At 71.9% G+C, this 21,332-nt stretch carries 21 protein-coding genes and 1 tRNA gene; 11 read left to right on the top strand and 11 right to left on the bottom strand.

Annotated features, from left to right (window positions below; all coding sequences use genetic code 11):
• Window positions 1-22: 22 nt before the first annotated feature.
• Window positions 23-1,729, bottom strand: a complete 1,707-nt coding sequence (locus tag V5P93_RS00930) for a bifunctional UDP-sugar hydrolase/5'-nucleotidase (RefSeq protein WP_104480890.1) — start codon at window positions 1,727-1,729, stop codon at window positions 23-25.
• Between the two features lie 116 nt (window positions 1,730-1,845).
• On the opposite strand from V5P93_RS00930, the gene V5P93_RS00925 reads away from it, so the two are divergent.
• Window positions 1,846-2,316: a MarR family winged helix-turn-helix transcriptional regulator gene (locus V5P93_RS00925; RefSeq protein WP_104480891.1), complete on the top strand. Its 471-nt coding sequence runs from the start codon at window positions 1,846-1,848 to the stop codon at window positions 2,314-2,316.
• Between the two features lies 1 nt (window position 2,317).
• Here V5P93_RS00925 and V5P93_RS00920 read toward each other — a convergent pair whose 3' ends face one another.
• The gene (locus V5P93_RS00920; protein WP_104480892.1) at window positions 2,318-2,671 is read right to left on the bottom strand and encodes a hypothetical protein; all 354 of its coding nucleotides are present in this window, start codon (window positions 2,669-2,671) and stop codon (window positions 2,318-2,320) included.
• 138 nt (window positions 2,672-2,809) lie between these two features.
• On the opposite strand from V5P93_RS00920, the gene V5P93_RS00915 reads away from it, so the two are divergent.
• Both V5P93_RS00915 and V5P93_RS00910 read left to right on the top strand, forming a co-directional pair.
• A tRNA-Ser gene (locus V5P93_RS00915) sits at window positions 2,810-2,894 on the top strand.
• Window positions 2,895-3,068: 174 nt separating this feature from the next.
• Window positions 3,069-4,865 carry a hypothetical protein gene (locus V5P93_RS00910; RefSeq protein WP_245931465.1) on the top strand — a complete coding sequence of 599 codons (1,797 nt, stop codon included), beginning with the start codon at window positions 3,069-3,071 and terminating at the stop codon, window positions 4,863-4,865.
• A gap of 75 nt (window positions 4,866-4,940) precedes the next feature.
• Here V5P93_RS00910 and V5P93_RS00905 read toward each other — a convergent pair whose 3' ends face one another.
• Window positions 4,941-6,518: a M28 family metallopeptidase gene (locus V5P93_RS00905; protein ID WP_104480893.1), complete on the bottom strand. Its 1,578-nt coding sequence runs from the start codon at window positions 6,516-6,518 to the stop codon at window positions 4,941-4,943.
• Between the two features lie 241 nt (window positions 6,519-6,759).
• A complete protein-coding gene (locus tag V5P93_RS00900) occupies window positions 6,760-8,307 on the bottom strand; it encodes a M28 family metallopeptidase (RefSeq protein ID WP_104480894.1) in 1,548 nt (515 codons plus the stop codon).
• Between the two features lie 244 nt (window positions 8,308-8,551).
• Here V5P93_RS00900 and V5P93_RS00895 point away from each other — a divergent pair, with 244 nt between their 5' ends.
• Window positions 8,552-9,514: an NAD(P)H-quinone oxidoreductase gene (locus V5P93_RS00895; protein WP_104480895.1), complete on the top strand. Its 963-nt coding sequence runs from the start codon at window positions 8,552-8,554 to the stop codon at window positions 9,512-9,514.
• Window positions 9,515-9,529: 15 nt separating this feature from the next.
• On the opposite strand, the gene V5P93_RS00890 is transcribed toward V5P93_RS00895, so the two are convergent.
• A complete protein-coding gene (locus tag V5P93_RS00890; RefSeq protein ID WP_104480896.1) occupies window positions 9,530-10,732 on the bottom strand; it encodes a cysteine desulfurase-like protein in 1,203 nt (400 codons plus the stop codon).
• 129 nt (window positions 10,733-10,861) lie between these two features.
• On the opposite strand from V5P93_RS00890, the gene V5P93_RS00885 reads away from it, so the two are divergent.
• On the top strand, window positions 10,862-11,362 hold the full coding sequence (locus V5P93_RS00885) for a bacterial proteasome activator family protein (protein ID WP_104480955.1): 501 nt from the start codon (window positions 10,862-10,864) through the stop codon (window positions 11,360-11,362).
• A 59-nt stretch (window positions 11,363-11,421) separates the two neighbouring features.
• On the opposite strand, the gene V5P93_RS00880 is transcribed toward V5P93_RS00885, so the two are convergent.
• The 4 genes from V5P93_RS00880 to V5P93_RS00865 form a co-directional block, all read right to left on the bottom strand.
• Window positions 11,422-11,955 (bottom strand): hypothetical protein, encoded by a 534-nt coding sequence (locus V5P93_RS00880; RefSeq protein ID WP_104480897.1) that lies wholly within the window; start codon window positions 11,953-11,955, stop codon window positions 11,422-11,424.
• On the bottom strand, window positions 11,952-12,644 hold the full coding sequence (locus V5P93_RS00875; RefSeq protein WP_245931466.1) for a hypothetical protein: 693 nt from the start codon (window positions 12,642-12,644) through the stop codon (window positions 11,952-11,954). Before V5P93_RS00875 ends, V5P93_RS00880 begins: the two co-directional genes overlap by 4 nt.
• Window positions 12,645-12,785: 141 nt before the next feature.
• Entirely contained in the window at window positions 12,786-13,676 is an 891-nt protein-coding gene (locus tag V5P93_RS00870; protein WP_104480898.1) for an N-acetylneuraminate synthase family protein, read from the bottom strand.
• 27 nt (window positions 13,677-13,703) lie between these two features.
• On the bottom strand, window positions 13,704-14,876 hold the full coding sequence (locus tag V5P93_RS00865; protein WP_104480899.1) for an acylneuraminate cytidylyltransferase: 1,173 nt from the start codon (window positions 14,874-14,876) through the stop codon (window positions 13,704-13,706).
• 131 nt (window positions 14,877-15,007) lie between these two features.
• On the opposite strand from V5P93_RS00865, the gene V5P93_RS00860 reads away from it, so the two are divergent.
• The 3 genes from V5P93_RS00860 to V5P93_RS00850 are packed head-to-tail and all read left to right on the top strand — an operon-like array spanning window position 15,008 to window position 17,561.
• The gene (locus V5P93_RS00860; protein ID WP_104480900.1) at window positions 15,008-15,859 is read left to right on the top strand and encodes an ABC transporter permease; all 852 of its coding nucleotides are present in this window, start codon (window positions 15,008-15,010) and stop codon (window positions 15,857-15,859) included.
• A gap of 14 nt (window positions 15,860-15,873) precedes the next feature.
• On the top strand, window positions 15,874-16,665 hold the full coding sequence (locus V5P93_RS00855) for an ABC transporter ATP-binding protein (RefSeq protein WP_104480901.1): 792 nt from the start codon (window positions 15,874-15,876) through the stop codon (window positions 16,663-16,665).
• Window positions 16,662-17,561 (top strand): glycosyltransferase, encoded by a 900-nt coding sequence (locus V5P93_RS00850; RefSeq protein WP_104480902.1) that lies wholly within the window; start codon window positions 16,662-16,664, stop codon window positions 17,559-17,561. Before V5P93_RS00855 ends, V5P93_RS00850 begins: the two co-directional genes overlap by 4 nt.
• Window positions 17,562-17,686: 125 nt before the next feature.
• Here the strand turns inward: V5P93_RS00850 and V5P93_RS00845 are convergent, their stop codons facing one another.
• Entirely contained in the window at window positions 17,687-18,199 is a 513-nt protein-coding gene (locus tag V5P93_RS00845; RefSeq protein ID WP_104480903.1) for a DUF6817 domain-containing protein, read from the bottom strand.
• Between the two features lie 103 nt (window positions 18,200-18,302).
• Here V5P93_RS00845 and V5P93_RS00840 point away from each other — a divergent pair, with 103 nt between their 5' ends.
• On the top strand, window positions 18,303-18,569 hold the full coding sequence (locus tag V5P93_RS00840; RefSeq protein ID WP_104480904.1) for a hypothetical protein: 267 nt from the start codon (window positions 18,303-18,305) through the stop codon (window positions 18,567-18,569).
• A gap of 15 nt (window positions 18,570-18,584) precedes the next feature.
• On the opposite strand, the gene V5P93_RS00835 is transcribed toward V5P93_RS00840, so the two are convergent.
• Window positions 18,585-19,025: a GtrA family protein gene (locus tag V5P93_RS00835; protein WP_104480905.1), complete on the bottom strand. Its 441-nt coding sequence runs from the start codon at window positions 19,023-19,025 to the stop codon at window positions 18,585-18,587.
• A gap of 99 nt (window positions 19,026-19,124) precedes the next feature.
• Between V5P93_RS00835 and V5P93_RS00830 the strand changes: the two genes are divergently transcribed.
• Together V5P93_RS00830 and V5P93_RS00825 are read left to right on the top strand one after the other, a co-directional pair.
• Complete coding sequence (locus V5P93_RS00830; protein WP_104480906.1) at window positions 19,125-20,492, top strand: FAD-binding oxidoreductase; 1,368 nt, start codon at window positions 19,125-19,127, stop codon at window positions 20,490-20,492.
• Window positions 20,489-21,253, top strand: a complete 765-nt coding sequence (locus V5P93_RS00825; protein ID WP_104480907.1) for a decaprenylphospho-beta-D-erythro-pentofuranosid-2-ulose 2-reductase — start codon at window positions 20,489-20,491, stop codon at window positions 21,251-21,253. Before V5P93_RS00830 ends, V5P93_RS00825 begins: the two co-directional genes overlap by 4 nt.
• Window positions 21,254-21,332: the final 79 nt, after the last annotated feature.

The following is a 21,332-nucleotide window of genomic DNA, read 5'->3' as shown; positions in this document are numbered from 1 at the left end:
TACCCCGGTGCTCAGGTGGGGGTTACGGCACCACGGTGACGCGGTCGGCGGGCGGCGGGGCCAGGTCCGGCTTGGTCGCCAGGTACGCGGTCAGCGCGTCGAGGTCGACGGGCCCACCGGCGAGGTCACTGCCCTTGGCCAGCTCGGCGAACCCGTCGCCACCGGCGGCGAGGAAGTTGTTCACCGATACCCGGTACTTGCCGTTCGGGTCGACCGGCACACCCGCGACGGTGATGTCGCGGACCCGGTTGCCCTGCGGCGCGGACTGCGACCACGAGTAGTGCAGCGTCGACGAGACCTGGAGGAAGCGGATGAGCGTGGTGCCGTTGGGCTGCGGCTGCCACTGCTGCTCCAGCACCGTCTTGAGCTGGCTGCCCGAGAGCGTGATGGTCTGCATGACGTTGCTGAACGGCTGCACGGCGAACGCCTCGCCGTAGGTGACCACGCCGTTGCCCTCGCCCGCGGGCGAGGACGCGTAGCTGAGGTCGGTGCGGATGCCGCCCGGGTTGGTCATCGCGATCTGCGCCTGGTTGCCCTGCGTCGCGGCGAGCTGCGCGTCGGCGATGACGTCACCGAGCGGGCTCTCCCCCGACGGCGCCGCCGCGCGGACCAGGTCGGCGGTGATGCTGCCGATGCGCCGGTTGGCGATCGGACCGGACTTGGCGACCGCCTCGTCCACCAGCGCCTGCACCGCCGGGTCCGGGGTGACGGTGCGGGTGACGACCTCGTTGTGCGCCACGGTCGCGGACCGGACCACGTCGCGGGTGCGCTTGTCGATCTTGAGGTCGACGACCGAGAGCAGCCTGCCGAAGGAGGCGCCCTGGATCAGCGGGCGGGGGTTGCCCGCCGGGTCGGTGACCACGCAGTTGTACTGCTGGTGGCTGTGGCCGGTGAACACCGCGTCCACCGACGGCGAGGCGGCGGTGGCGATGTCGCGCGCGGGGCCCGCGGCGGTGCGGCAGTCGTCCGGGCCGCCACCCTCGGTGCTGTCGCCCTGGTGCAGCAGCACGACCTGGGTCTGCACGCCCGCCAGGTCCAGCAGCCGCGACGCCTGGTTGATGGCGCGGACCTCGTCGGTGAACTTGAAGCCCTTGATCGCCTCGGGGGTGACCACCGAAGGCAGGTCCTTGAGCGTGGCGCCGATGATGCCGACCGGGATGCCGTCGACGAACCGCACGGTCAGCGGCAGCACCGCGGGCCAGCCGTTGTCGCGGGTGATGTTCGCGCCGAGGAAGGGGAACTTCGCGCCGCGGAAGGGCGTGTGGAACTGGCAGCCGTCGGTCGGGTGGCAGCCGCCGAACTGGATCCGCAGCAGCTCGGCGAAGCCCTCGTCGAACTCGTGGTTGCCGATCACCGAGGCGGCCACGTCGAGCTTGTTCAGCAGCTCGATGGTCGGCTCGTCGTGGAACAGCGCCGAGGTGAGCGGGGAGGCGCCGATGTTGTCGCCCGAGGCCAGCACCAGCGAGTTGGGCGCGGCGGCGCGCAACTGCGCGACGTGCGTGGCCAGGTAGGCGGCACCGCCCGCGTCGACGGTGGAACCGTTGGGCAGGGTCACCCGGCCCGACGAGCCCGCGGGCGGCTGCAGGTTGCCGTGGAAGTCGTTGAAGGCGATCAGCCGCAGGTCGGTGGTGGCGGGCGGCTTGGGGGCCGCCGCGGCCGTACCCGCGAGCCCGCCGAGCGCCACTCCGACCGCGGCGACCACGGCCGCGACGCGCTTGGTAAGGATCATCTGCTCCTCCGTCCGTGCGCCGGGGACCGGGTCGGCCCCGGCGCGAGCGGACAGCAGTGTGCCCGCTGGAGATGGCTAGGACCAGGGCCGGGAGGTGAACGCCGTAACCTGGACGCGTGACATCAGTGCGGGCCGAACCCCGGTGGCTTGAACCGGACGAGATGCGGGCTTGGCGCGCATACGTCATCGGCAGTGAACTGCTGCGCCAGCAGCTGAACCGGGAACTCCAGGACAAGCACAACCTCGCCCTGCCGGACTACGAGGTGCTGGTCCGGCTCTCCGAGCGCGAGGGCGGCCAGATGCGCATGAGCCAGCTGGCGGGCCAGCTGGCGTCGTCCAAGAGCAGACTCTCGCACCAGATCTCCCGCCTGGAGAAGGCGGGCCTGGTCCGCCGCGCGGGCTGCGCCGAGGACGCCCGGGGGGTGATCGCCGAGCTGACCCCGAAGGGCATGGAGGTCCTGCGCACCGCGGCGCCGGTCCACGTCCAGGGCGTGCGCGAGCACCTGGTCGACCTGATGACCCCGGAGGAGCAGCAGGTCATGGCGGGTCTGTTCGAGCGCGTCATCGAACGGCTGGACCTGGCCTGAGTCAGCGGGGCCGGACGCGGTGCAGCGGGGTGGCCAGCGGGTCGACCCAGTGGCCGTGCGCGGGCTGCTCCGCCATCGGGTCCGCCCACCGGACGCGCACCCGGTCGGGCCGGGCCTCCTGGATGCGCACCTCCCGCCAGTCGCCCGGGGTGCCCTCGAGCCACCACGGGTCACTCAGCGAGGTCATCCCGTCACGGCGGAGCACGTCCTCCGCCGCGTCCCGCTCCGACGGCTCAGCCAGGACGGCGTGGAAGACGGTGGTCGGCTGCCACCGGTCGGCCACGGGGCGCAGGTACCCCAGGATCTCGTCATCGTCGTCGTCGCGGCGGACCACGACGGGCTGGTCGGTCGTCATCCGACCAAGGTAGGGACGCGATCGCGTTGTGGCACCCGGTTTTCCGGCTGCCCGCCCGCGCGATCCGCGGCGGCGGGCACCGGCGCGGACGGCCGATCTCCCGCCCGCCGATGACCACGGTCGGCTAGGCTCGTCGGCGGTAGCGTGCCCGAGCGGCCTAAGGGACACGTCTTGAAAACGTGCGAGGGTAAAACCTCCGTGGGTTCAAATCCCACCGCTACCGCGTACCGGAAACGCCCCGCACCCACCCGGGTGCGGGGCTTTTCCGCTTCCGGGAAAGGCGCGCACCGGCCAAGGGGCGCCCGGACCCCGACGTGCGGGCTCCCCTACTGTGAGTCGGTCTATCGGTTGCCCGAACAGGCGGCCGGTAACCGAAAGCCTGAGTCTGGGGGGTCACATGGTCGACGTCGCCACCGACGTCACCACCGCACCCGCACCCGGCCCGGCCACCGAGTGGTGGCGGCGACCGCGGGTGTGGACGGGGGTCGTGTTCGCGGCCGTGCTGCTCGTCTTCCTGTTCCTTGCCTGGCAGCGCCGGTGGATGAGCGACGACGGGCTCATCGTGCTGCGGACGGTGCGCAACATCTTCGAGGGCAACGGCCCGGTCTACAACGCGGGTGAGCGCGTCGAGGCGAACACGAGCACCCTCTGGACCGTGCTGGTCACCCTCGGCGGGCTGCTGCCCGGGGTCCGGCTCGAGTGGGTCGCGGTCATCGAGGGCCTGCTCTGCGCGGTCGCGGGTCTCGGCTTCGCCATGGACGGCGCGCGGCGCCTGCACCCCGGTGACGGCCGCGCGGTGTTCCTGCCCGCGGGCGCGGTGCTGGTCGTGGTCCTGCCCCCGTTCCGCGACTTCGCCACCTCCGGTCTGGAAACCGGCCTGATCTCGCTGTGGCTCGGGTTGTCGTGGTGGGTGGTGGTGCGGCTCGCCGTCAGCCGCGGCGTCACCGCGGCCACCGGCCCGGCGGTGGCCGACGACGCGCCGCCGCGTGCGGTGCGGACCTGGCCGGTGGCACTGGTCCTCGGTCTCGGACCGCTGGTGCGCCCGGACCTCGCGCTGTTCAGCGCCGTCGGGTTCGCCGCGGTGCTGTTCATCGCCTGGCAGGGCTGGCGGCGCGCGCTGGCCTGGGTGGGCGCCGCGGCGGCGATTCCGCTGGCGTACCAGGTCTTCCGCATGGGCTACTACGGCGTCCTCACGCCGAACACGGCCATCGCCAAGGAAGCGGGTACGGCGCACTGGCTCCGCGGCTTGGGCTACCTGCACGACTTCGCCAAGCCCTACCTGGTGTGGGTACCGGTGCTGCTGCTCGCCGCTGGCGCGCGCCTACTGGTACGCCGCCTGCCGCGCACCCGGCCGATGACCGTGCTGCTGGCGTTCCCGCTGGTGGCCGGGCTGGCGCTGGCCCTGTACGTCATCCGCATCGGCGGCGACTTCATGCACGGCCGCATGCTGCTGCCCGCGCTGTTCACCCTGCTGCTGCCGGTCATGGTGCTGCCCGTGGCGAAGTGGCACTCCGCGGTGGTCGCCGGGGTCGGGGCGTGGGGCGTGGTCGCGCTCGGCTGGTTCCACGTGCCCCACGACGGCGACGGCTACATCAACGGCGGCGGCATCGCCGACGAGCGCGGCTACTGGGCGGACTTCACCGGCCACGACTACCCGATCACCGCGGACGACTACCGCGGCCTGCCCGCGCCGGTGCTGTCCGAGAACGTGGCGCTGATCGAGCGGCTGCCCGGCTCGCGGGTGGTGCTGCGCACGTCGACCGGCTGGCACGAGTTCCCCTCCGACCGGCCGTACTCCTCCTACGCCACGACCAGCATCGGCGCCGCGGGCATGCTGATCGACGTCGACGTCCGCATCCAGGACGTGTACGGGCTGGTCAACCCGCTCGCCGCGCACACCGAGATGGTCAAGGCGACCCGGCCCGGGCACGAGAAGCAGCCGACCATGGCGTGGACGGTCGGCGAGGCGGGCACCGGTGAGCTCGCCGCGACCGGTCCGGTCCCCGAGGTGGCGGCGGCCGACATCCAGGCGGCCCAGCGGGCGGTCGCGTGCCCGGAGATCGCCGAGCTGATCGCGTCCTACCGCGAACCGCTGACCGCGGGCCGGTTCTGGGACAACCTGACCGGCGCCTTCCACCGCACCGGGGTCCGCTACCCGGCCGACCCGAAGCTCGCCGCCAACTGCGGCGGCTGAGGCGATCCGACAAAGGAGAAGGGCCCCGCCGGTCGGCGGGGCCCTTCCTTTCGTTCCGGCTCAGCCGAACACCGCTCAGACGGCGACCTCGGCGTCGTGCGAGCAGCCCGCGCCGTGCAGACCCTCGTGGGTGTCGACGACGGCGAGCGAGCGGGCCTTGGCCTTGGCCGCGACGCGGGCCTTGGCGCGCAGGTCGCGCGGGGGCACGCCGTTGATCTCCTCGGTGCTGATCGCGTAGGACGCGGTCACCCAGGCGATGGCGTCGGAGTTGCGGTCCAGGGCGACGCGGTCGATGTTGCCCAGGTTGTCACCCTTGGCGTGGTAGTTCTTGTCGTAGGCGACACCGGCCTGGCCACCCCACTTGTCGGCCTGCGCCTGGGTCTTGACGCCCTCGGCGCCGGTGAACAGGCCACCGGCCGGGATGCCGTTGGCGATGAACTCGCCGTAGTCCGAGCGGCCGGTGAAGTCGGTGCCCTCGGTCGGGGTGCCGGTCGTGTTGAGGAAGTTGGCGAACGCCGCCTCGATCTGCGCCGAGCCGTACGGGCCCTCACCGGCGCCGACGCCGTCGGAGTTGTCGCCGTCGTAGATGAAGTAGCCGGTGTTCGGCGAGGCGATCATGTCGAAGTTCAGGTACAGCGCGATGTCGAGCTGCTGCTCGAAGCTCAGCGACTGCACGTAGTTCTTCGAGCCGACCAGGCCCAGCTCCTCGGCGCTCCACCAGGCGAAGCGGACCGCGTTGTTCACCTTCGGCGAGCCGCCGAGCTGGATCGCGGTCTCCAGCAGACCCGCGCTGCCCGAGCCGTTGTCGTTGATGCCGGGGCCCTGCACCACGCTGTCGAGGTGCGCGCCCGCCATGACGACGTTGTTCTTGCGACCGGTCTTGGTCTGCGCGATGACGTTGTAGGTCTTGCGCTCCTCGCGCAGCGCGCGCAGCTCCAGGGTCACCGTGGCGCCGTTGGACGACGCGGCCAGCGCCTCGCCGTCGGCCTTGGTGATGCCGCCGGTGGGCAGCTTGGCCGCGGCCGGGTCGCTGAGCGTGCCCGCCAGCGGTCCGTCGACGTTGTTGTAGATGATCGCGCCGACCGCACCGGCCTCGAAGGCGGCCTGCTGCTTCTGCGCGAACGGGCAGGCGCCGCGCTGCACCAGCACGATCTTGCCGGTGACCGCGGTGTAGTCGGCGGCCTCGCAACCGGGGGTCGCGTCCCCCGCGCTCGGGATCACTGCGAGCGGCGCGGTGACGCCACCGGTCGGCGTGGAGAGGCTGTAGGTCATGATCGTGATCGGCACCGCGCGGCCACCGGCGGTCAGCTTCTCCGCGAGGGTCTGCACGAAGGTGAACGGGAACTCGTGCCGGGTCACGTCGAAGCCCGCCTCGACCAGCTTGGCCTCGACGTACTCCGCGGACTGGTTGAAGCCGGGGGTGCCCGCGGCGCGCGTGCCGCCGTTCTTGTCGGCGATGCGCTGCAGGGCGATCAGGTGCCGGTTGACGCCCGCGCCGGTGACCTTCTTGGTCAGGTTCTTCGCCAGGGCGGGGCCGTCCGGCAGCTCGGCGGACGCGGTCGGCGCGGCCGAGGACGGGATGGTGGTGAACGCCAGTGCGCCGGTCGCCGCGAGGATGGCGGCCCCGACGCGCAACGTCTGACTTCTCGACATGCAGGTCCCCTCATTGACCAGTGGTGACAACCGCGAACCGTGACCTCCCCGACGCGGACCGTGTCGCGGCGTGAGTGCCACCCTCACCTGCTCGGACGGCCTGGTCAAGAGCCGTTGTTTGCCAACTTGGACGGTCGCGGTCGAGATAGTGCGGAAAGGCCCCGTGGCGTGGTCGCCACGGGGCCTTTCCTTAGGCTGAATGCCGCAACAGCGGCGGATAACGATTTGTCAGCCGGTCACTTCAGAGGGAAAGACCGTGCGTGTGCTTACCGGCCTTGGCCTTCTTCGCCACGTTCGTCTTGGCCGCCTTGCGGGCCGCGGCCTTGGCCGCCTTGGCCGCGGCGTTCTTCGGCGGCACGCCGTTGATCTCCTCGGTGCTGATCGCGTAGGACGCGGTCACCCAGGCCAGCGCGTCGGCGTTGCGGTCGAGCGCGACCCGGTCGAGGTTGCCAAGGTTGTCGCACTTGGAGTGGTAGCACTTGTCGAAAGCGACACCCGCCTGACCACCCCACTTGTCGGCCTGCGCGGCGGTCTTGATGCCCTCCGCGCCGGTGAAGATGCCACCGGCCGGGATGCCGTTGGCGATGAACTCGCCGTAGTCCGAGCGGCCGTCGAAGTCCGTGCCCTCGGTCGGGGTGCCGGTGGCGTTGAGGAAGCCCGCCAGCGCGGACTCGATCTGCGCCGAGCCGTACGGGCCCTCACCCGCGCCGACACCGTCGGAGTTGTCGCCGTCGTAGACGAAGTAGGCCGCGTTCGGCGACGCGATCATGTCGAAGTTCAGGTACAGCGCGATGTCGAGCTGCTGCTCGAAGGTCAGCGACTGCACGTACTTGGTCGAGCCGACCAGGCCCAGCTCCTCGGCACCCCACCAGGCGAAGCGCACGGAGTTGCTGACCTTGGGCGACGCGCCGAGCTGCAGCGCGGTCTCCAGCAGCGCGGCGCTGCCCGAGCCGTTGTCGTTGATGCCCGGGCCCGCCTCGACGCTGTCGAGGTGCGAGCCGACCATGACCACGTTGTTCTTCCGACCGGTCTTGGTCTCGGCGATGATGTTGCGCGCGGGCTTCTCGACCACGTGGAACCGCATGTCCACGGTGGTGGACGCGCCGTTCTTGCCGAACAGGGTGTCGCCGTCGGCCTTGCTGACGCCGCCGGTCGGCAGCACGCCGCCCTCGCCGAGGGTGACGCCCTGGAGCGGGCCGTCGACGTTGTTGGCGACCAGCACCGCGACCGCGCCCGCGGCGGCGGCGTTGGCCTGCTTCTGGTTGAAGGTGCAGGCACCGCGGCGGATCAGCACGACCGCGCCCTTGGTGGGCAGGCCCGCGAAGTCACTGGCCTCGCAGCCGGGGGTGGCGTCCTGCGGGATGGTCACCAGCGGACCGGTGATGCCGCCGACCGGGGTCTGCGGGGACTCCTCGAGGGGGAACGCGTCGACCTTGGTGCCACCCGCGTTGGCGAAGGCCGCGTCGGTGATCTGCACGGGGTAGGTGAACTCAGGGGTGCTCACCTCGTACCCGGCGTCCCGCAGCAGGCCCGCGACGTAGTCGACGCTCTGGTCGTAGCCCTTGGTGCCGACCGCGCGGTTGCCGCCGTTCTTGTCGGCGATGCGCTGCAAGGCGATCAGGTGCCGGTTGATCCCGCTCGCGGTGACCTTCTTGGTCAGGTTCTTGGCCAGCGCGGGCCCGTCGGGCAACTGGACCTGGGCGGTGGCCGGTACCGCGGCGAACGCGAGACCGGCACAGGCGGCGAGCGCGATGGCGCCCGCGCGAACCGGTGTCCTGGGGGACGACATGGGCAACTTCCCTTCGTGGGGGTGAAAAGTGCCGGTGCGCCGAACCCCCGACCGGCATATCCGGCGTGCGTGACTCTTGCTCGCAATTCGGCGCTGGTCAAGAGTTCATTTCGGACTGTGACCATCCGACCGTGCCTGCCCGCCCATTCCCCCGATCCGAAACGCATTCCGTGACCGCCGGTCACCCCCATCGGGCAGCACCTCCTGCCCGGTGGGGATCTCCGGGCAGCGTTACCTTTGGCCCATGCGCGCCATCACGATCAGCGAACCCGGCGGTCCCGAGGTGTTGCGGTGGGCCGAGGCCCCCGATCCGGTCCCCGGTCCGGGCGAGGTGCTGCTGCGGGTCGCGGCGACCGCGGTCAACCGGGCCGACCTGTTGCAGCGCAAGGGCTTCTACCCACCGCCCGCGGGAGCCAGCGACATCCTGGGGCTGGAGTGCTCCGGCACGGTCGAGGAACTGGGCGACGGGGTCACCGGCTGGTCGGCCGGCGACCGGGTGTGCGCGCTGCTCGCGGGCGGCGGGTACGCGGAGAAAGTCGTTGTGCCGGTGGGACAACTGCTCCCGGTTCCGTCCGGAGTGGACCTGGTGATCGCCGCCGGACTGCCCGAGGTGGCGTGCACGGTGTGGTCGAACGTGGTGCAGACGGCGGGACTCACCGACGGTGAGACCCTGCTGGTCCACGGTGGCGCGGGCGGTATCGGCACGCACGCCATCCAGGTGGCCAAGGCGCTCGGCGCGACCGTCGCGGTGACCGCCGGTTCGGCCGAACGGCTGAGCCGGTGCGCCGAACTGGGCGCCGACATCACGCTGAACTACCGCGAAACCGCGTTCGAGGACGAGGTGGCCGCGGACGTCATCCTGGACAACATGGGCGCGAAGTACCTGTCGCGCAATGTCTCGGCGCTCAAGCGGTACGGGCGCCTGGTGGTCATCGGCATGCAGGGCGGGGCCACGGCCGAGCTGGACCTGGGCGCGCTGCTGCGCAAGAACGCCACCGTGACCGCGACCGGGCTGCGGCACCGCCCCGTGGTGGAGAAGACCGCGATCGCCGCCGAGGTGGCGGAGTACGTGTGGCCGATGGTCGCCGACGGCCGGGTGCGCCCGGTGACGCACGAGGTGCTGCCGCTGGACCGCGCGGCCGACGCGCACCGACTGCTCGACGGAGGCGGCGTCTTCGGCAAGCTCGTGCTCGCGGTGCCCGCCTGAGCCGGGGGCAGGACCTCAGGACCTGAGGTCCGACACGGCTTCCACGAGCTGGTCGACCTCGACGCCGTTGGTGTAGTGGGCGAGCCCGACGCGCACCGCACCGCCCACCTCGCCGACACCGAGGGTGGCGAACACGCCGCTGGGGCTGTCGTCGGCGAACGCGCAGATGCCGCGCTCGGCCAGGCGCACCACCGCGTCCTGCGCCTTCATGTCCGCGACCGTGAAGGCCAGGGCGGGGATGCGGCGCATGGCGTCGCCGATGACCATCACGTGGCGCTGCACCCGCAGGTCGCCGATCAGCCGGGACAGCAGGCCCGCCTGGTAGGACTTCGCCGAGCTGAGCGAGGTGACCAGGCGCTCGCGGCGGGTGCCGGTCGCGGCGTCGTCGAGCAGGGCCAGGTAGTCGACCGAGGCGACCAGGCCCGCGAGCAGCGGGTAGGCGTGCGGGCCGAGTTCGAGGCGCTCGGGGCCGTTCGCGCGCGGCTCCAGCGAGGTCGCGGGCAGGCGCTCCAGCATGGCCGGGTCGGCGAAGGCCAGCGCGGCGACGGCGGGACCGCCCCACGCGCCCGCGGACACCGCCACCACGTCCGCGCCCGTCGCGGTCATGTCCAGCGGCACGAACGGCGCGGAGGAGGAGGCGTCGACCACGACGACCGCGCCCGCGCCCTTGGCCGCCTCGGCGATCTTGTTCAGGTCCGGCCGGGTGCCGACCGCCCCCGACGCGGCGGTGACGGCGACGACCTTCGTCCGGTGCGACACCAGGTTCTCGTACTGCCAGGCGGGCAGCTCGCAGGTCTCGATGTCGATCTCGGCCCAGCGCACCGTCGCGCCCGCGCGCTGCGCCACCCGCAGCCAGGGCGCGGTGTTGGCCTGGTGGTCCAACCGGGACAGCACGATCTCGTCGCCGATGAGCCAGCCGTCGCCGAGCGCCTCGGCGAGCCGGGCCAGCAGCACCGCGGTGTTCGGCCCGAGCACCACCCCCGCCGGGTCGCAGCCGACCAGGTCGGCCACCGCCCGGCGGCCCGCGTCGACGATGGCCTCGGCGCGCTGCGAGGCGGGGAAGACACCGCCCGGACCGGACACCGGAGCCCGCAGCGCGGTCGACACCGCGGTCGCCACCTGCTCGGGTACCTGCATGCCCGCGGGCGAGTCGAGGTGCACCCAGCCGTCACCCAGCGCGGGGAACAGCCCGCGAATACGAGCGACGTCGAAGGCCATGGGCCACACCGTACGAGAGGGCGGTCACCGCACGGTCCGGGGGTCCGACGTGCGACTACCCTGGCTGGGGTGACACACCCCACCAACGCCGCGGGCGGCCGCGACGAGGCCGAGCAGGCGCACCACGTGATGGTCGTCGGCCCGGACGGCTCCCCGCTGGGCACCGCCAGGATCCCCGACGGCGACGCACCGGCCGAGTCCGTCGGGGACATGGTCGAGCAACCCGCCAAGGTCATGCGGATCGGCACCATGATCAAGCAGCTGCTGGAGGAGGTCCGCGCGGCACCGCTGGACGAGGCCAGCCGCAACCGGCTGCGGGAGATCCACAAGCGCTCCATCGCGGAGCTGGAGGACGGCCTGGCGCCCGAGCTGCGCGAGGAGCTGGAGCGGCTGTCGCTGCCGTTCACCGAGGAGCACACCCCCTCGGACGCCGAGCTGCGCATCGCCCAAGCCCAGCTGGTCGGCTGGCTGGAGGGTCTGTTCCACGGCATCCAGACCGCGCTGTTCGCCCAGCAGATGGCCGCCCGGGTGCAGCTGGAGCAGATGCGCCGCGGCCTGCCGCCCGGCGTCGGCGCGGGTGACGCGCAGGAGTCGCCGCTGCGCCCCGGGAACACGGGCCAGTACCTGTAAGCAGCGCAGTGCCACGGGCCGCGGGCGGGACATCCCGTCGGCGGCCCGTGCCGCGCCGACTACTTCTCCGACTCGCGGCTCGGGGTGGGTTCGGGGATGGCGGCGGGCTCGGTGGCGTGCTCCAGCCGGGCGATGCGCTCCTCGTACCGGGCCACCAGACCGAGGCGGGTGCGGACCCGGGCGTGCTCGACGCGGATCTCCTCGACCAGCGCGGCCACCGGGCCGATCTCCTCCTCGGACACCGGCGCCTCGACCCCGGTGTCCGCGTCGACCCGGCCGCGCTCGAGCTCGGCCAGCCGGGCCTCCAGCGCCGCCAGCTGCGGCGCGTAGCGGCGCTGCTCGCCGTAGAGCCAGTCGATGTGGCCCTGTAATTCCTCGACCCGGCGGTCGACGTGGTCCGCGCGGACGCGCAGCTCGTCGAGCTCGCGGTGGACGTCGTCGAGCCGCTCGCCCATCCGGTGCTCGGCCTCGGCGCGCACCGCGTGCGCCTGTTGCCGGGCCAGCTGCTCGAAGCGCGGGCGCAGGCGGCTCCAGACCGGACCGCCGACCGCCTTGGCGGCCGTGCGCAGGCGGGCGCTCAGGTCCTCGTTCACGGGATGACCTCGATCCTTCCGTCGTGCACCCAGCGGCGCAGCAGGCTCGCCTCCGCGGCCAGGCGGTGTTCCGCGGTGACGTCGACGGCCGCGCCCCAGGCGTGGGCGAAGCTGGTCTGCTCGGGCTGGTCGATGATCGACATGCCGGTCATCAGCACCCGGGCGTCCGGGAACAGCTCGGTGACCAGGTACGCGGTCAGCGTGCCGGTCGTGGACCAGGTGGCGGCCGTGGCGGGGAACCCGAGCAGCCGGTTGAGCGGCAGGGTGAACTCCCGGTTCGGCACCGGGAGGAAACCCAGGTCGGCGGGCCACCAGTCCGGCAGCGTCTCCGGCTCCCAGTGCAACCTGCCCGGCTCCACGAGCAGGTAGAGCCTGCTGGTGTAGTCGGTGAAGGTGTGCGGGCTGGCGACCAGCCCCCGGTGCAGCATGACCACGTCGGTCCGGCGGCCGAGCGCGGGCGCCCGGTCGTCGGTGTCGACGGCGAAGCTGGTCATCCGGATGACCAGGTCCGCCCCGTCGACGGCGGCGGCGCGGCCCGGGTCGGGGTCGACCGGGGCGTTGCCGACGATGGCCACGGAACCGGGGGGCGAGCCGGGCTCGCCGCGCGAGTACGCGGCGAGCAGAGCGGCGAGCAGTTCCCTGGTCTCCGGCACGGGCGGCGCCTCGCTGGTGGTGTGCAGAACGCTCATTCGACTTCGTTGGCCTCGCGGGGGTGTCGCGGTGGGGACGATCCGATCACCCGGTGCGGCGGATCGGACACTGAACACAGGGTGAGCAAGAGTAGAACGCCACGCTCCCCCGGCCGAACAGGAGATCGACAACTCCGGCGTTCAGACCCGGCGCAAGCGCTTGCGGGGCGCCTCTTCACCCGGGAAGACCCGCTTGACACCGTCACCCAGCGCGGTTTCCACGATCCGGATGTCGCGAACCAGCCTGCGCAGACCCTCCGGTTCCAGCGAGGCGGCGTGGTCGGAGCCCCACATCGCGCGGTCCAGGGTCACGTGCCGCTCGACCACGCACGCGCCCAGCGCGACCGCCGCGATGGAGACCTGCAACCCGCGCTCGTGGCCGGAGTAGCCGACCGGCACGCCGTAGCGCTCGCGCAGCGTGGCGATGCCGCGCAGGTTCGACTCCTCCGGCGGGCACGGGTAGGTCGACGTGGTGTGCAGCAGGACCAACTGCTCGGTGCCCAGCACCCCGACGGCCCGGTCCACCTCCTCGATGGTCGACATACCGGTGGAGGCGATGACCGGTTGACCGGTGTCGCGCAGCGCCTCCAGCAGCGGGATGTCGGTCAACGACGCCGACGCGACCTTGTGCAGCGGCACCGAGAACCGCTCCAGGAACGCCACGCTCGGCACGTCCCACGGCGAGGCGAACCAGGCGATGCCGCGCTCCTTGGCGTGCCGGTCGACCTCCTCGTACTGCTCGACGTCGAACTCGACGCGGCGGCGGTACTCCAGGTAGCTCATCTCGCCCCACGGCGTGTCCCGCCGGGTGTCGCGCATGTCCGGCGGGGTGGCGATCTCGGGGGTGCGCTTCTGGAACTTCACCGCGTCGGCGCCCGCGTCGGCGGCCACGTCGACCAACCGCTTGGCCAGCTCGACGTCGCCGTTGTGGTTGATGCCCGCCTCGGCGATCACGTAGGCCGGGTGCCCGTCGCCGACCAGCCGCCCGCCTAAGGCGATCACCTGCCCGGTGCTCCGCTCTGCCGTCGTCATCGCCCCGTCCTCGTCTTCGCGTCGTCCTCACCTCGCGGCGAGGATCAGGTCGGCCACCTCTCGTACCGCGCCCGCGCCGCCCGCGTTGGTCAACACGACCCTAGCCACAGCGCGCACTTCCGGCCGGGCGTCGGCCACCGCCACGGGCCACCCGACCAGTTCCAGGCACGGGATGTCGCGCAGGTCGTTGCCCACGTACGCCACCCGGGCGGGATCGAGACCACGTTCGGCCAGCCAGGCCAGCAGCCGCGCGGCCTTGTCCGACACCCCGTGCGCCACCTCGACGCCCAGCTTCGCCGCGCGCGCGGCGACCACCGGGTTCAGCTCGACGGAGAGGATCATCACCGGCACGCCCGCGGCGCGCAGCGCGGCCACCCCGGCGCCGTCGGAGCGGCTGACCACCACGGCCTCGGTGCCGTCCTGCAGCACGATGGCCCGGTCGTCGGTGTGCACGCCGTCGAAGTCGGTGACCAGGGCGTCCACGTCGATCGCGGCCGCGGGCGCCCGGCCGTCGGCCAACCGGCGGGCCAGCGCCAGGTCGTCGGGGGTGTCGATCTCGATGGCGTCGGACTGCGGCACCTCGACCAGCCCGACCCGGCCGAAGAACCGGTGACCCGCGGCCCGGAAGCCGGGCACGGCCATCGCGTAGACCGCGCCGCTCTCCCGGAACTCCGGCTCGCGGTCCTGGCGGCGGGGTCGGTGCGCGGGGTCGTGGTTGACGCCGTCGGCGGTGCCGTCGCCGGTCACCCGCCACAGGAACTCGTGCACCCGGACCGCGGTGAACGCGGCGTCGTGGCCGCCGTCGCGGACCTCGGCGACCACCTCGTCGACGGTCCCCGGCGCGATGAACGGCGAAGTGCACTGCACCAGCAGCACGGTCTCGGGGTCGACGGGGTACTGGTCCAACGCGTGCAGCACGGCCGACTCCGACGACGCGGTGTCCCCCGAGATCGCCGCGGGCCTGCGCACCACCCGGGCGCCCGCAGCGGCGGCGACCGCGGCGATGTCGTCGCTGTCCGTACTCACCACGACCTCATCAACCCGCTCCGCGGCCACCAGTGCCCGCACCGCGCGGACTACCAGCGGCACACCACCTACCGTGGCCAAGTTCTTCGCGGGCACGCCTTTCGAGCCGCCACGCGCGGGAACAACAGCGATTACAGTGGGTGGCGGGGAGGGGAATCCGGTCACGGCGGACATGCTCCCACGGTGCCCACCACCCGACCGCCGCCTTACATAGGCGGGGAAACGCGCCGGTACGCTCAACCACCGTGCAGGCAACCAGCGCCACCGATATACCTCCGACGCCCGTCGTCCACTCCGGCCGCAACATGGCCCGAGCCATGCGCGACATCCGCGAGGGCGCCGCCGCCCGCCAGTTGTGGGGCCACCTGGGCTGGCAGGACATCAAGCAGCGCTACCGCCGCTCGGTCATCGGCCCGCTGTGGATCACGCTGAGCATGGGCGTCACCGCCGCCGGGCTGGGGCTGCTCTACTCCCAGCTGTTCGGCATCGAGGTCCAGACCTTCCTGCCGTACCTGACCGTCGGGTTCATCGTTTGGGGCTTCATCCTCGGCTGCCTGACCGAGGGCTCGGACACCTTCGTGGCCAACGAAGGTCTGATCAAGCACGTGCCCGCGCCGCTGACGGTCTACGCGCTGCGCACGGTCTGGCGCCAGACGCTGATGCTCGCGCACAACATGCTGGTCTACCTGGTCGTGCTCGCGCTGTTCTTCGGCCCGCTGAGCACCCCCGGTTACCTGCTGTCCCCCCACGGCGCCCCGCAGCCCGGACTGAGCTGGTCGGTCCTGCTCGCCATCCCGGCCTTCGCGCTGCTGGCCGTCAACGGCGGCTGGGTGACGCTGCTGTTCGGCATCATCAGCACCCGCTACCGCGACATCCCCCAGGTCATCAACGCGCTGACCCAGCTGCTCTTCTACGCGACCCCGATCGTCTGGCCGGTGGACATCCTGACCACCAAGCTCGGCCCGGGCGACTGGAAGCACCTGATCCTGGAGCTGAACCCGCTCTACCACTTCGTGCAGATCCTGCGCGCGCCGCTGATCGGCAGCACGCAGAGCTGGCACCACTGGGCCGTGGTCGGCGGGTTCACCGTGGTCGGCTGGACCCTGGCGCTGCTGGCCATGCGCAACTACCGTGCCCGAATCTCCTACTGGGTCTGAGCGAGGCGGAGCAGATGGTCAGCATCCAGGTACGCGACGCCTGCGTCGACTTCCCGATCTTCGACGCCAAGTCCCGCTCGATGAAGAAGGCCGTGCTCGCCAAGGTCGGCGGCAAGATCGGCACCGATGCCCGGGTGCCGATCATCGAGGCGCTCAACGCGATCACCCTCGACCTGCGCGACGGCGACCGGGTCGCGCTGGTCGGGCACAACGGCGCGGGCAAGTCCACGCTGCTGCGGCTGCTCGCGGGCATCTACGAGCCGACCAGGGGCACCGCGGACATCCACGGCAAGATCGCCCCGGTGTTCGACCTCGCGGTCGGCATGGACCCGGAGATCAGCGGTCTGGAGAACATCCTGATCCGCGGCATGTTCCTGGGCATGTCCCGCAAGCAGATGCTGGACCGGGTCGACGACATCGTCGAGTTCTCCGACCTGGGCAACTACCTCAACCTGCCGCTGCGCACCTACTCCACGGGCATGCGGGTGCGGTTGGCGCTGGGCGTGGTCACCTCGATCGACCCGGAGATCCTGATCCTCGACGAGGGCCTCGGCGCGGTGGACGCCGAGTTCATGGCCAAGGCCCGGGGCCGGCTGGTCGACCTGGTGAAGCGGTCGGGCATGCTGGTGTTCGCCTCGCACTCCGACGAGCTGCTCTTCGAGCTCTGCGACACGGCCATCTGGATGGACGGCGGCCGGATGAAGATGCACGGCTCGCTGCGCGAGGTGCTGACGGCCTACAAGGGCCGCGACCCGTTCGAGTACATGAGCGCGGAGACGCTGGAAAGGCTCGGCGAGAGCACATGACGAGGTTGCCCGCGGGCGCGGTCGTCGCGGTGGTGGTCACCCGACACCGGCGCGCGCTGCTGGCCGACTCCCTGAAGGTGATCGCGGCCCAGACCCGGGCCCCCGACCACCTCGTCGTCGTGGACAACGGCCCCGAGGACGAACCGGCCCGCGACGTGGTCGAGTCCTGCCCGCTGCCCACCACGTACCTGCCGTCGCACCGCAACCTCGGCGGCGCGGGCGGGTTCGCCCTCGGCATGCTGCACGCGCTGGCGATGGGCGCGGACTGGCTGTGGCTGGCCGACGACGACGGCCGACCGGCCGACGAGAACGTGCTGGCGACCCTGCTCGACGTCGCCGAGCGGCGCGGCCTGGCCGAGGTGTCGCCGGTGGTGACCAACATCGACCAGCCGGAGAAGCTGGCCTTCCCGCTGCGCCGGGGCCTGAGCTGGAAGCGCGGCACCGACCAGCTGGGCACCGAGTTCCTGCCCGGTATCGCGTCGCTGTTCAACGGCGCCCTGTTCCGCGCCGACACCCTCGACGTGGTCGGCGTCCCGGACTACCGGCTGTTCTTCCGCGGCGACGAGGTGGAGATCCACCGCCGCCTGGTCCGCTCGGGCCTGCCGTTCGGCACCTGCCTGACCGCCGCCTACCTGCACCCGGACGGCTCGGACGAGTTCAAGCCGATGCTCGGCGGCAAGCTGCACGCGCAGGACCCGGACAACGCGGTGAAGAAGTACTACACCTACCGCAACCGCGGCTACCTGTTGTCCCAGCCGGGAATGCGCAAGCTCGGCATGCTGGAGGTCTTCCGCTTCGGCCTCTACTTCCTCGGCACCAAACGCGACCCCAAGGCCTTCCTCGACTGGCTGCGCCTGGTCCGCAAGGGCAAGCGGGAGCAGTTCTTCCGGCACTGAGCCGAACTGGGTGGGCGACCGCGCGGTCGCCCACCGCCGGTCCCCAGTGGACCGACGAGCCGCGCGTCCGGTCGACCACTTCGACCGGACGAGACCGACCGATCACCACCACTCGTCGTCCCGCGTCACGGGTGCAGGCGCTCCAGGGCCTCGACGGCGGGCAGGCTGGCGTGACCGGACCAGGTGGTCAGGCGCGACCGCAGCTCGACGGCGTGCCGCTTGCGCAGCGACGGGTTCTGCGCCATCACGTCCAGCTCGGTGGCGAAGGTGAGTTCCACCAGGTCCCGCACCAGCGGCGAGTCGATCCGCACCTGCTCCCCGGTGAACCGGTCGCGCACCACTCCGGACAGCAGCCGCGGGTAGCTGAACCGCCGGTCCAGCGCGCAGTAGGCGTAGACGATGGCCTCGGCCTCCGGGCCGAGCAACCGCACCAGCCGGGGTCGTTCCGCCACCGCGACCAGGGGGTGCGGGTAACCGTCCGTGCCGTACACGGCGTGGGTGAGGCCCGCCAGTTGCAGGACCGGGCGGGCGCCCCAGACCGCCAGCGAGTCCCGGGTCCGGGCCAGGTGGGCGAGCAGCGTCCCGCCCGGGTGGGCCTGCTCGCGGGCCCCGCGCCCGACCAGGAACTCCTCGATCACGAGGTCGAGGCTACGCCCACCGATCAACCCGGTACGCCGACGGCGAATCCGCCGATGGTGAACTTCCCTTGCGCGGCAAGGGGTCGCGTGTTGTGGTCGACGCATGAACGAAACCCGACACGCGCTGATCCTGCACCTGGCCTCCGGCGGCGAGCCGCTGGTCTACGCCCTGTCCGACCGCGCCGCCAAGAGCCTCGCGCCGCGGCTGCCGGTGCTCATGGCCTCCGCCGGAGTGGACACCCCGGAGTTGGCCGACGGCACCAACGCCGCGATCAACTTCGGCCACGTGGCCAGCGCCCACCTGGACACCCTGCCCGCGCACGTGCGGGTCTACGGCTCCCCGGACCGGGGTGTCGGCTTCGGCAAGTAGCGGCGGCGGCCGGGGTCAGCTGCGGAACACGACCGTGCGCAGCAGCACGAAGTTGATGGCCGTGCCCAGGCCCTGGGCGATGACCCAGGCCACCGCGTACCGGAAGTCGAACTCCGGCAGCACGGCCAGCATCAGCGCGTTGGTGCCCACGTTGACGAAGAACGTCACCGTGTACAGCAGCACGAACCCGCCCGCCTGGCCGACGCCCCGGTCGGCGGCGTCGGTGAAGGTGAACCGCTTGTTGAGGAAGTAGGCGGTGGTGGTGCCGAGGATGAAGCTCAGCGCCTTGGCCAGGTGCACCCACAGGCCCAGGTGCAGCAGCAGCTGGTAGGTGCCGTAGTCGACCACGGCGCAGAACCCGCCGACCAGCACGAAGCGCAGCAGCTGCGACAACAGCCCGGCGCGGGAGTTCTCGCCGACCACACCGGTCCTCGGGTTCTCGCTGACCTCGGCCATCTCGCCCGTCCCCTCCTCAGGTCCCCCCGGCGCGGACCCCTCGGGGCCCGTGGCGGGGACCAGTCTAGGAGCGCCCGCGAGCCCGGATACCCTGGGTCGGTGGAGCCAGGACAGTACGAGACCCGTGCCCTCACCGGTTGGGGGCGGACCGCGCCCACGGTGGCCACCGTCGCCACACCGACCGACCCCGACCAGGTGATCGCCGCCGTCGCCGCGGCCGGTCCGCGCGGGGTCATCGCCCGCGGCCTCGGCCGCTCCTACGGCGACCCGGCGCAGAACGCGGGCGGTCTCGTCCTGGACATGACCCGGCTCAACCGGATCCACTCGATCGACGCGCACACCGGTCTGGTGGTGCTGGACGCGGGCGTGAGCCTCGACCAGCTGATGCGCGCCGCGCTGCCGTTCGGGCTGTGGGTCCCGGTGCTGCCGGGCACCCGCCAGGTCACCATCGGCGGCGCCATCGGCTCGGACATCCACGGCAAGAACCACCACTCGGCGGGCAGCTTCGGCAACCACGTCCGGTCGCTGGAGCTGCTGACCGCCGACGGCCAGGTGCGCAGCCTGACCCCGGACGGCCCCGAGTCGGAGCTGTTCTGGGCCACCGTCGGCGGCATGGGCCTGACCGGCGTGATCATCCAGGCCACGGTCGCGCTCCAGCACACGGAGAGCGCCTACTTCATCAGCGACACCGACCGCACCGCGGACCTGGACGAGACGCTGGCGGTCTTCACCGACGGCTCGGACGACACCTACGACTACTCCATGGCGTGGTTCGACTCGATCAACACCGACGGGCGGCTGGGCCGCGCGGTGTTCTCCCGGGGCTCGCTGGCCAAGCTCGACGAGCTGCCCAAGAAGTACCGGGGCAACCCGCTGCGCTTCGACGCCCCGCAGCTGCTGACCCTGCCGGACGTGTTCCCCAACGGCCTGGCCAACAAGCTGACCTTCCGGCTGCTCGGCGAGGCCTGGTACCGCAAGGCGCCGAAGAAGTCGCGCGGGCAGGTCATGAACCTGACCGCCTTCTACCACCCGCTGGACATGTTCGGCGAGTGGAACCGGGCCTACGGGAGCAACGGCTTCCTGCAGTACCAGTTCATCCTGCCCTTCGACGCCGAGGCCGCGCTGCGCTCGATCGTGCGGCAGATGGCCGAGTCCGGGCACGTGTCGTTCCTCAACGTCCTCAAGCGGATGGGCGAGGGCAACCAGGCGGCGCTGTCGTTCCCGCGCCCCGGCTGGACCATCACCGTCGACTTCCCGATCAAGGCCGGGCTGCTGGAGTTCTGCACCCGGCTCGACGAGCAGGTGCTCGCCGCGGGCGGTCGGCTCTACCTGGCGAAGGAGTCGCGGACCGACCCCGACACCTTCCGGCGGATGTACCCCCGGCTCGACGAGTGGCGCAAGGTCCGCCAGTCGGTCGACCCGGACGGCCTGTTCACCTCGGACCAATCGCGAAGGCTCGGACTTTGATCAACGCAGTCGGTTCCCCGCAGTCCCTGCTCCTGCTCGGCGGCACGTCCGAGATCGGGCTCGCCATCGCCGAGAACTACGCGAGCCAGGCGGGCTCGGGCTCGCTGGCCGTGACGCTGGCCGCGCGCCCCTCCGAGCGGCTCGACGCCGCCGCCGAGCGGCTGCGCGCCGCGGGCGCCACCGTGCGCACGCTGGCCTTCGACGCCCGCGACCTGGACTCGCACCCGAAGGTCGTCGCCGAGGCGTTCGCCGACGGCGACGTCGACGTGACGGTGCTGGCCTTCGGCCTGCTCGGCGACGCGGAGCAGGCCTGGCAGGAGCACGCGGCGGGGGTGGAGCTGGCCCAGGTCAACTTCACCGCCCCGGTGTCGCTGGGCATCGCGCTGGCCGAGCGGCTGCGCGCGCAGGGCCACGGCTCGGTGATCGCGCTGTCGTCGGTGGCCGGTGAGCGGGTGCGCCGGTCGAACTTCGTCTACGGCGCCACCAAGGCGGGCTTCGACGGGTTCTTCCTCGGTCTCGGCGAGGCGCTGCGCCCGGAGGGGATCAACGTCACGGTCGTGCGGCCCGGGTTCGTGCGCACGAAGATGACCGAGGGCATGAAGGCCGCGCCGATGGCCACCACCCCGGAGAAGGTCGCCGAGATCGCCGTGGCCGCCGTGCGGCACCGCCGCGAGCTGGTGTGGGCGCCCGGCCAGTGGCGGCTGGTGATGTCGGTGCTGCGGCACATCCCGCGGCCGATCTTCCGCAAGCTGCCCATCTGAGCGGACCCCCCGGGTCCGGTTCTCGCACCCCGGTTCGCGGTCGCGCCGCGTGCCCGACCGCGAACTCCGGTGGTGACGA

Origin of the sequence: Actinokineospora auranticolor, from assembly GCF_041897805.1 — a bacterium.
Taxonomy (GTDB): domain Bacteria; phylum Actinomycetota; class Actinomycetes; order Mycobacteriales; family Pseudonocardiaceae; genus Actinokineospora; species Actinokineospora auranticolor.
This window is presented reverse-complemented; position numbering and strand designations above follow the sequence as displayed.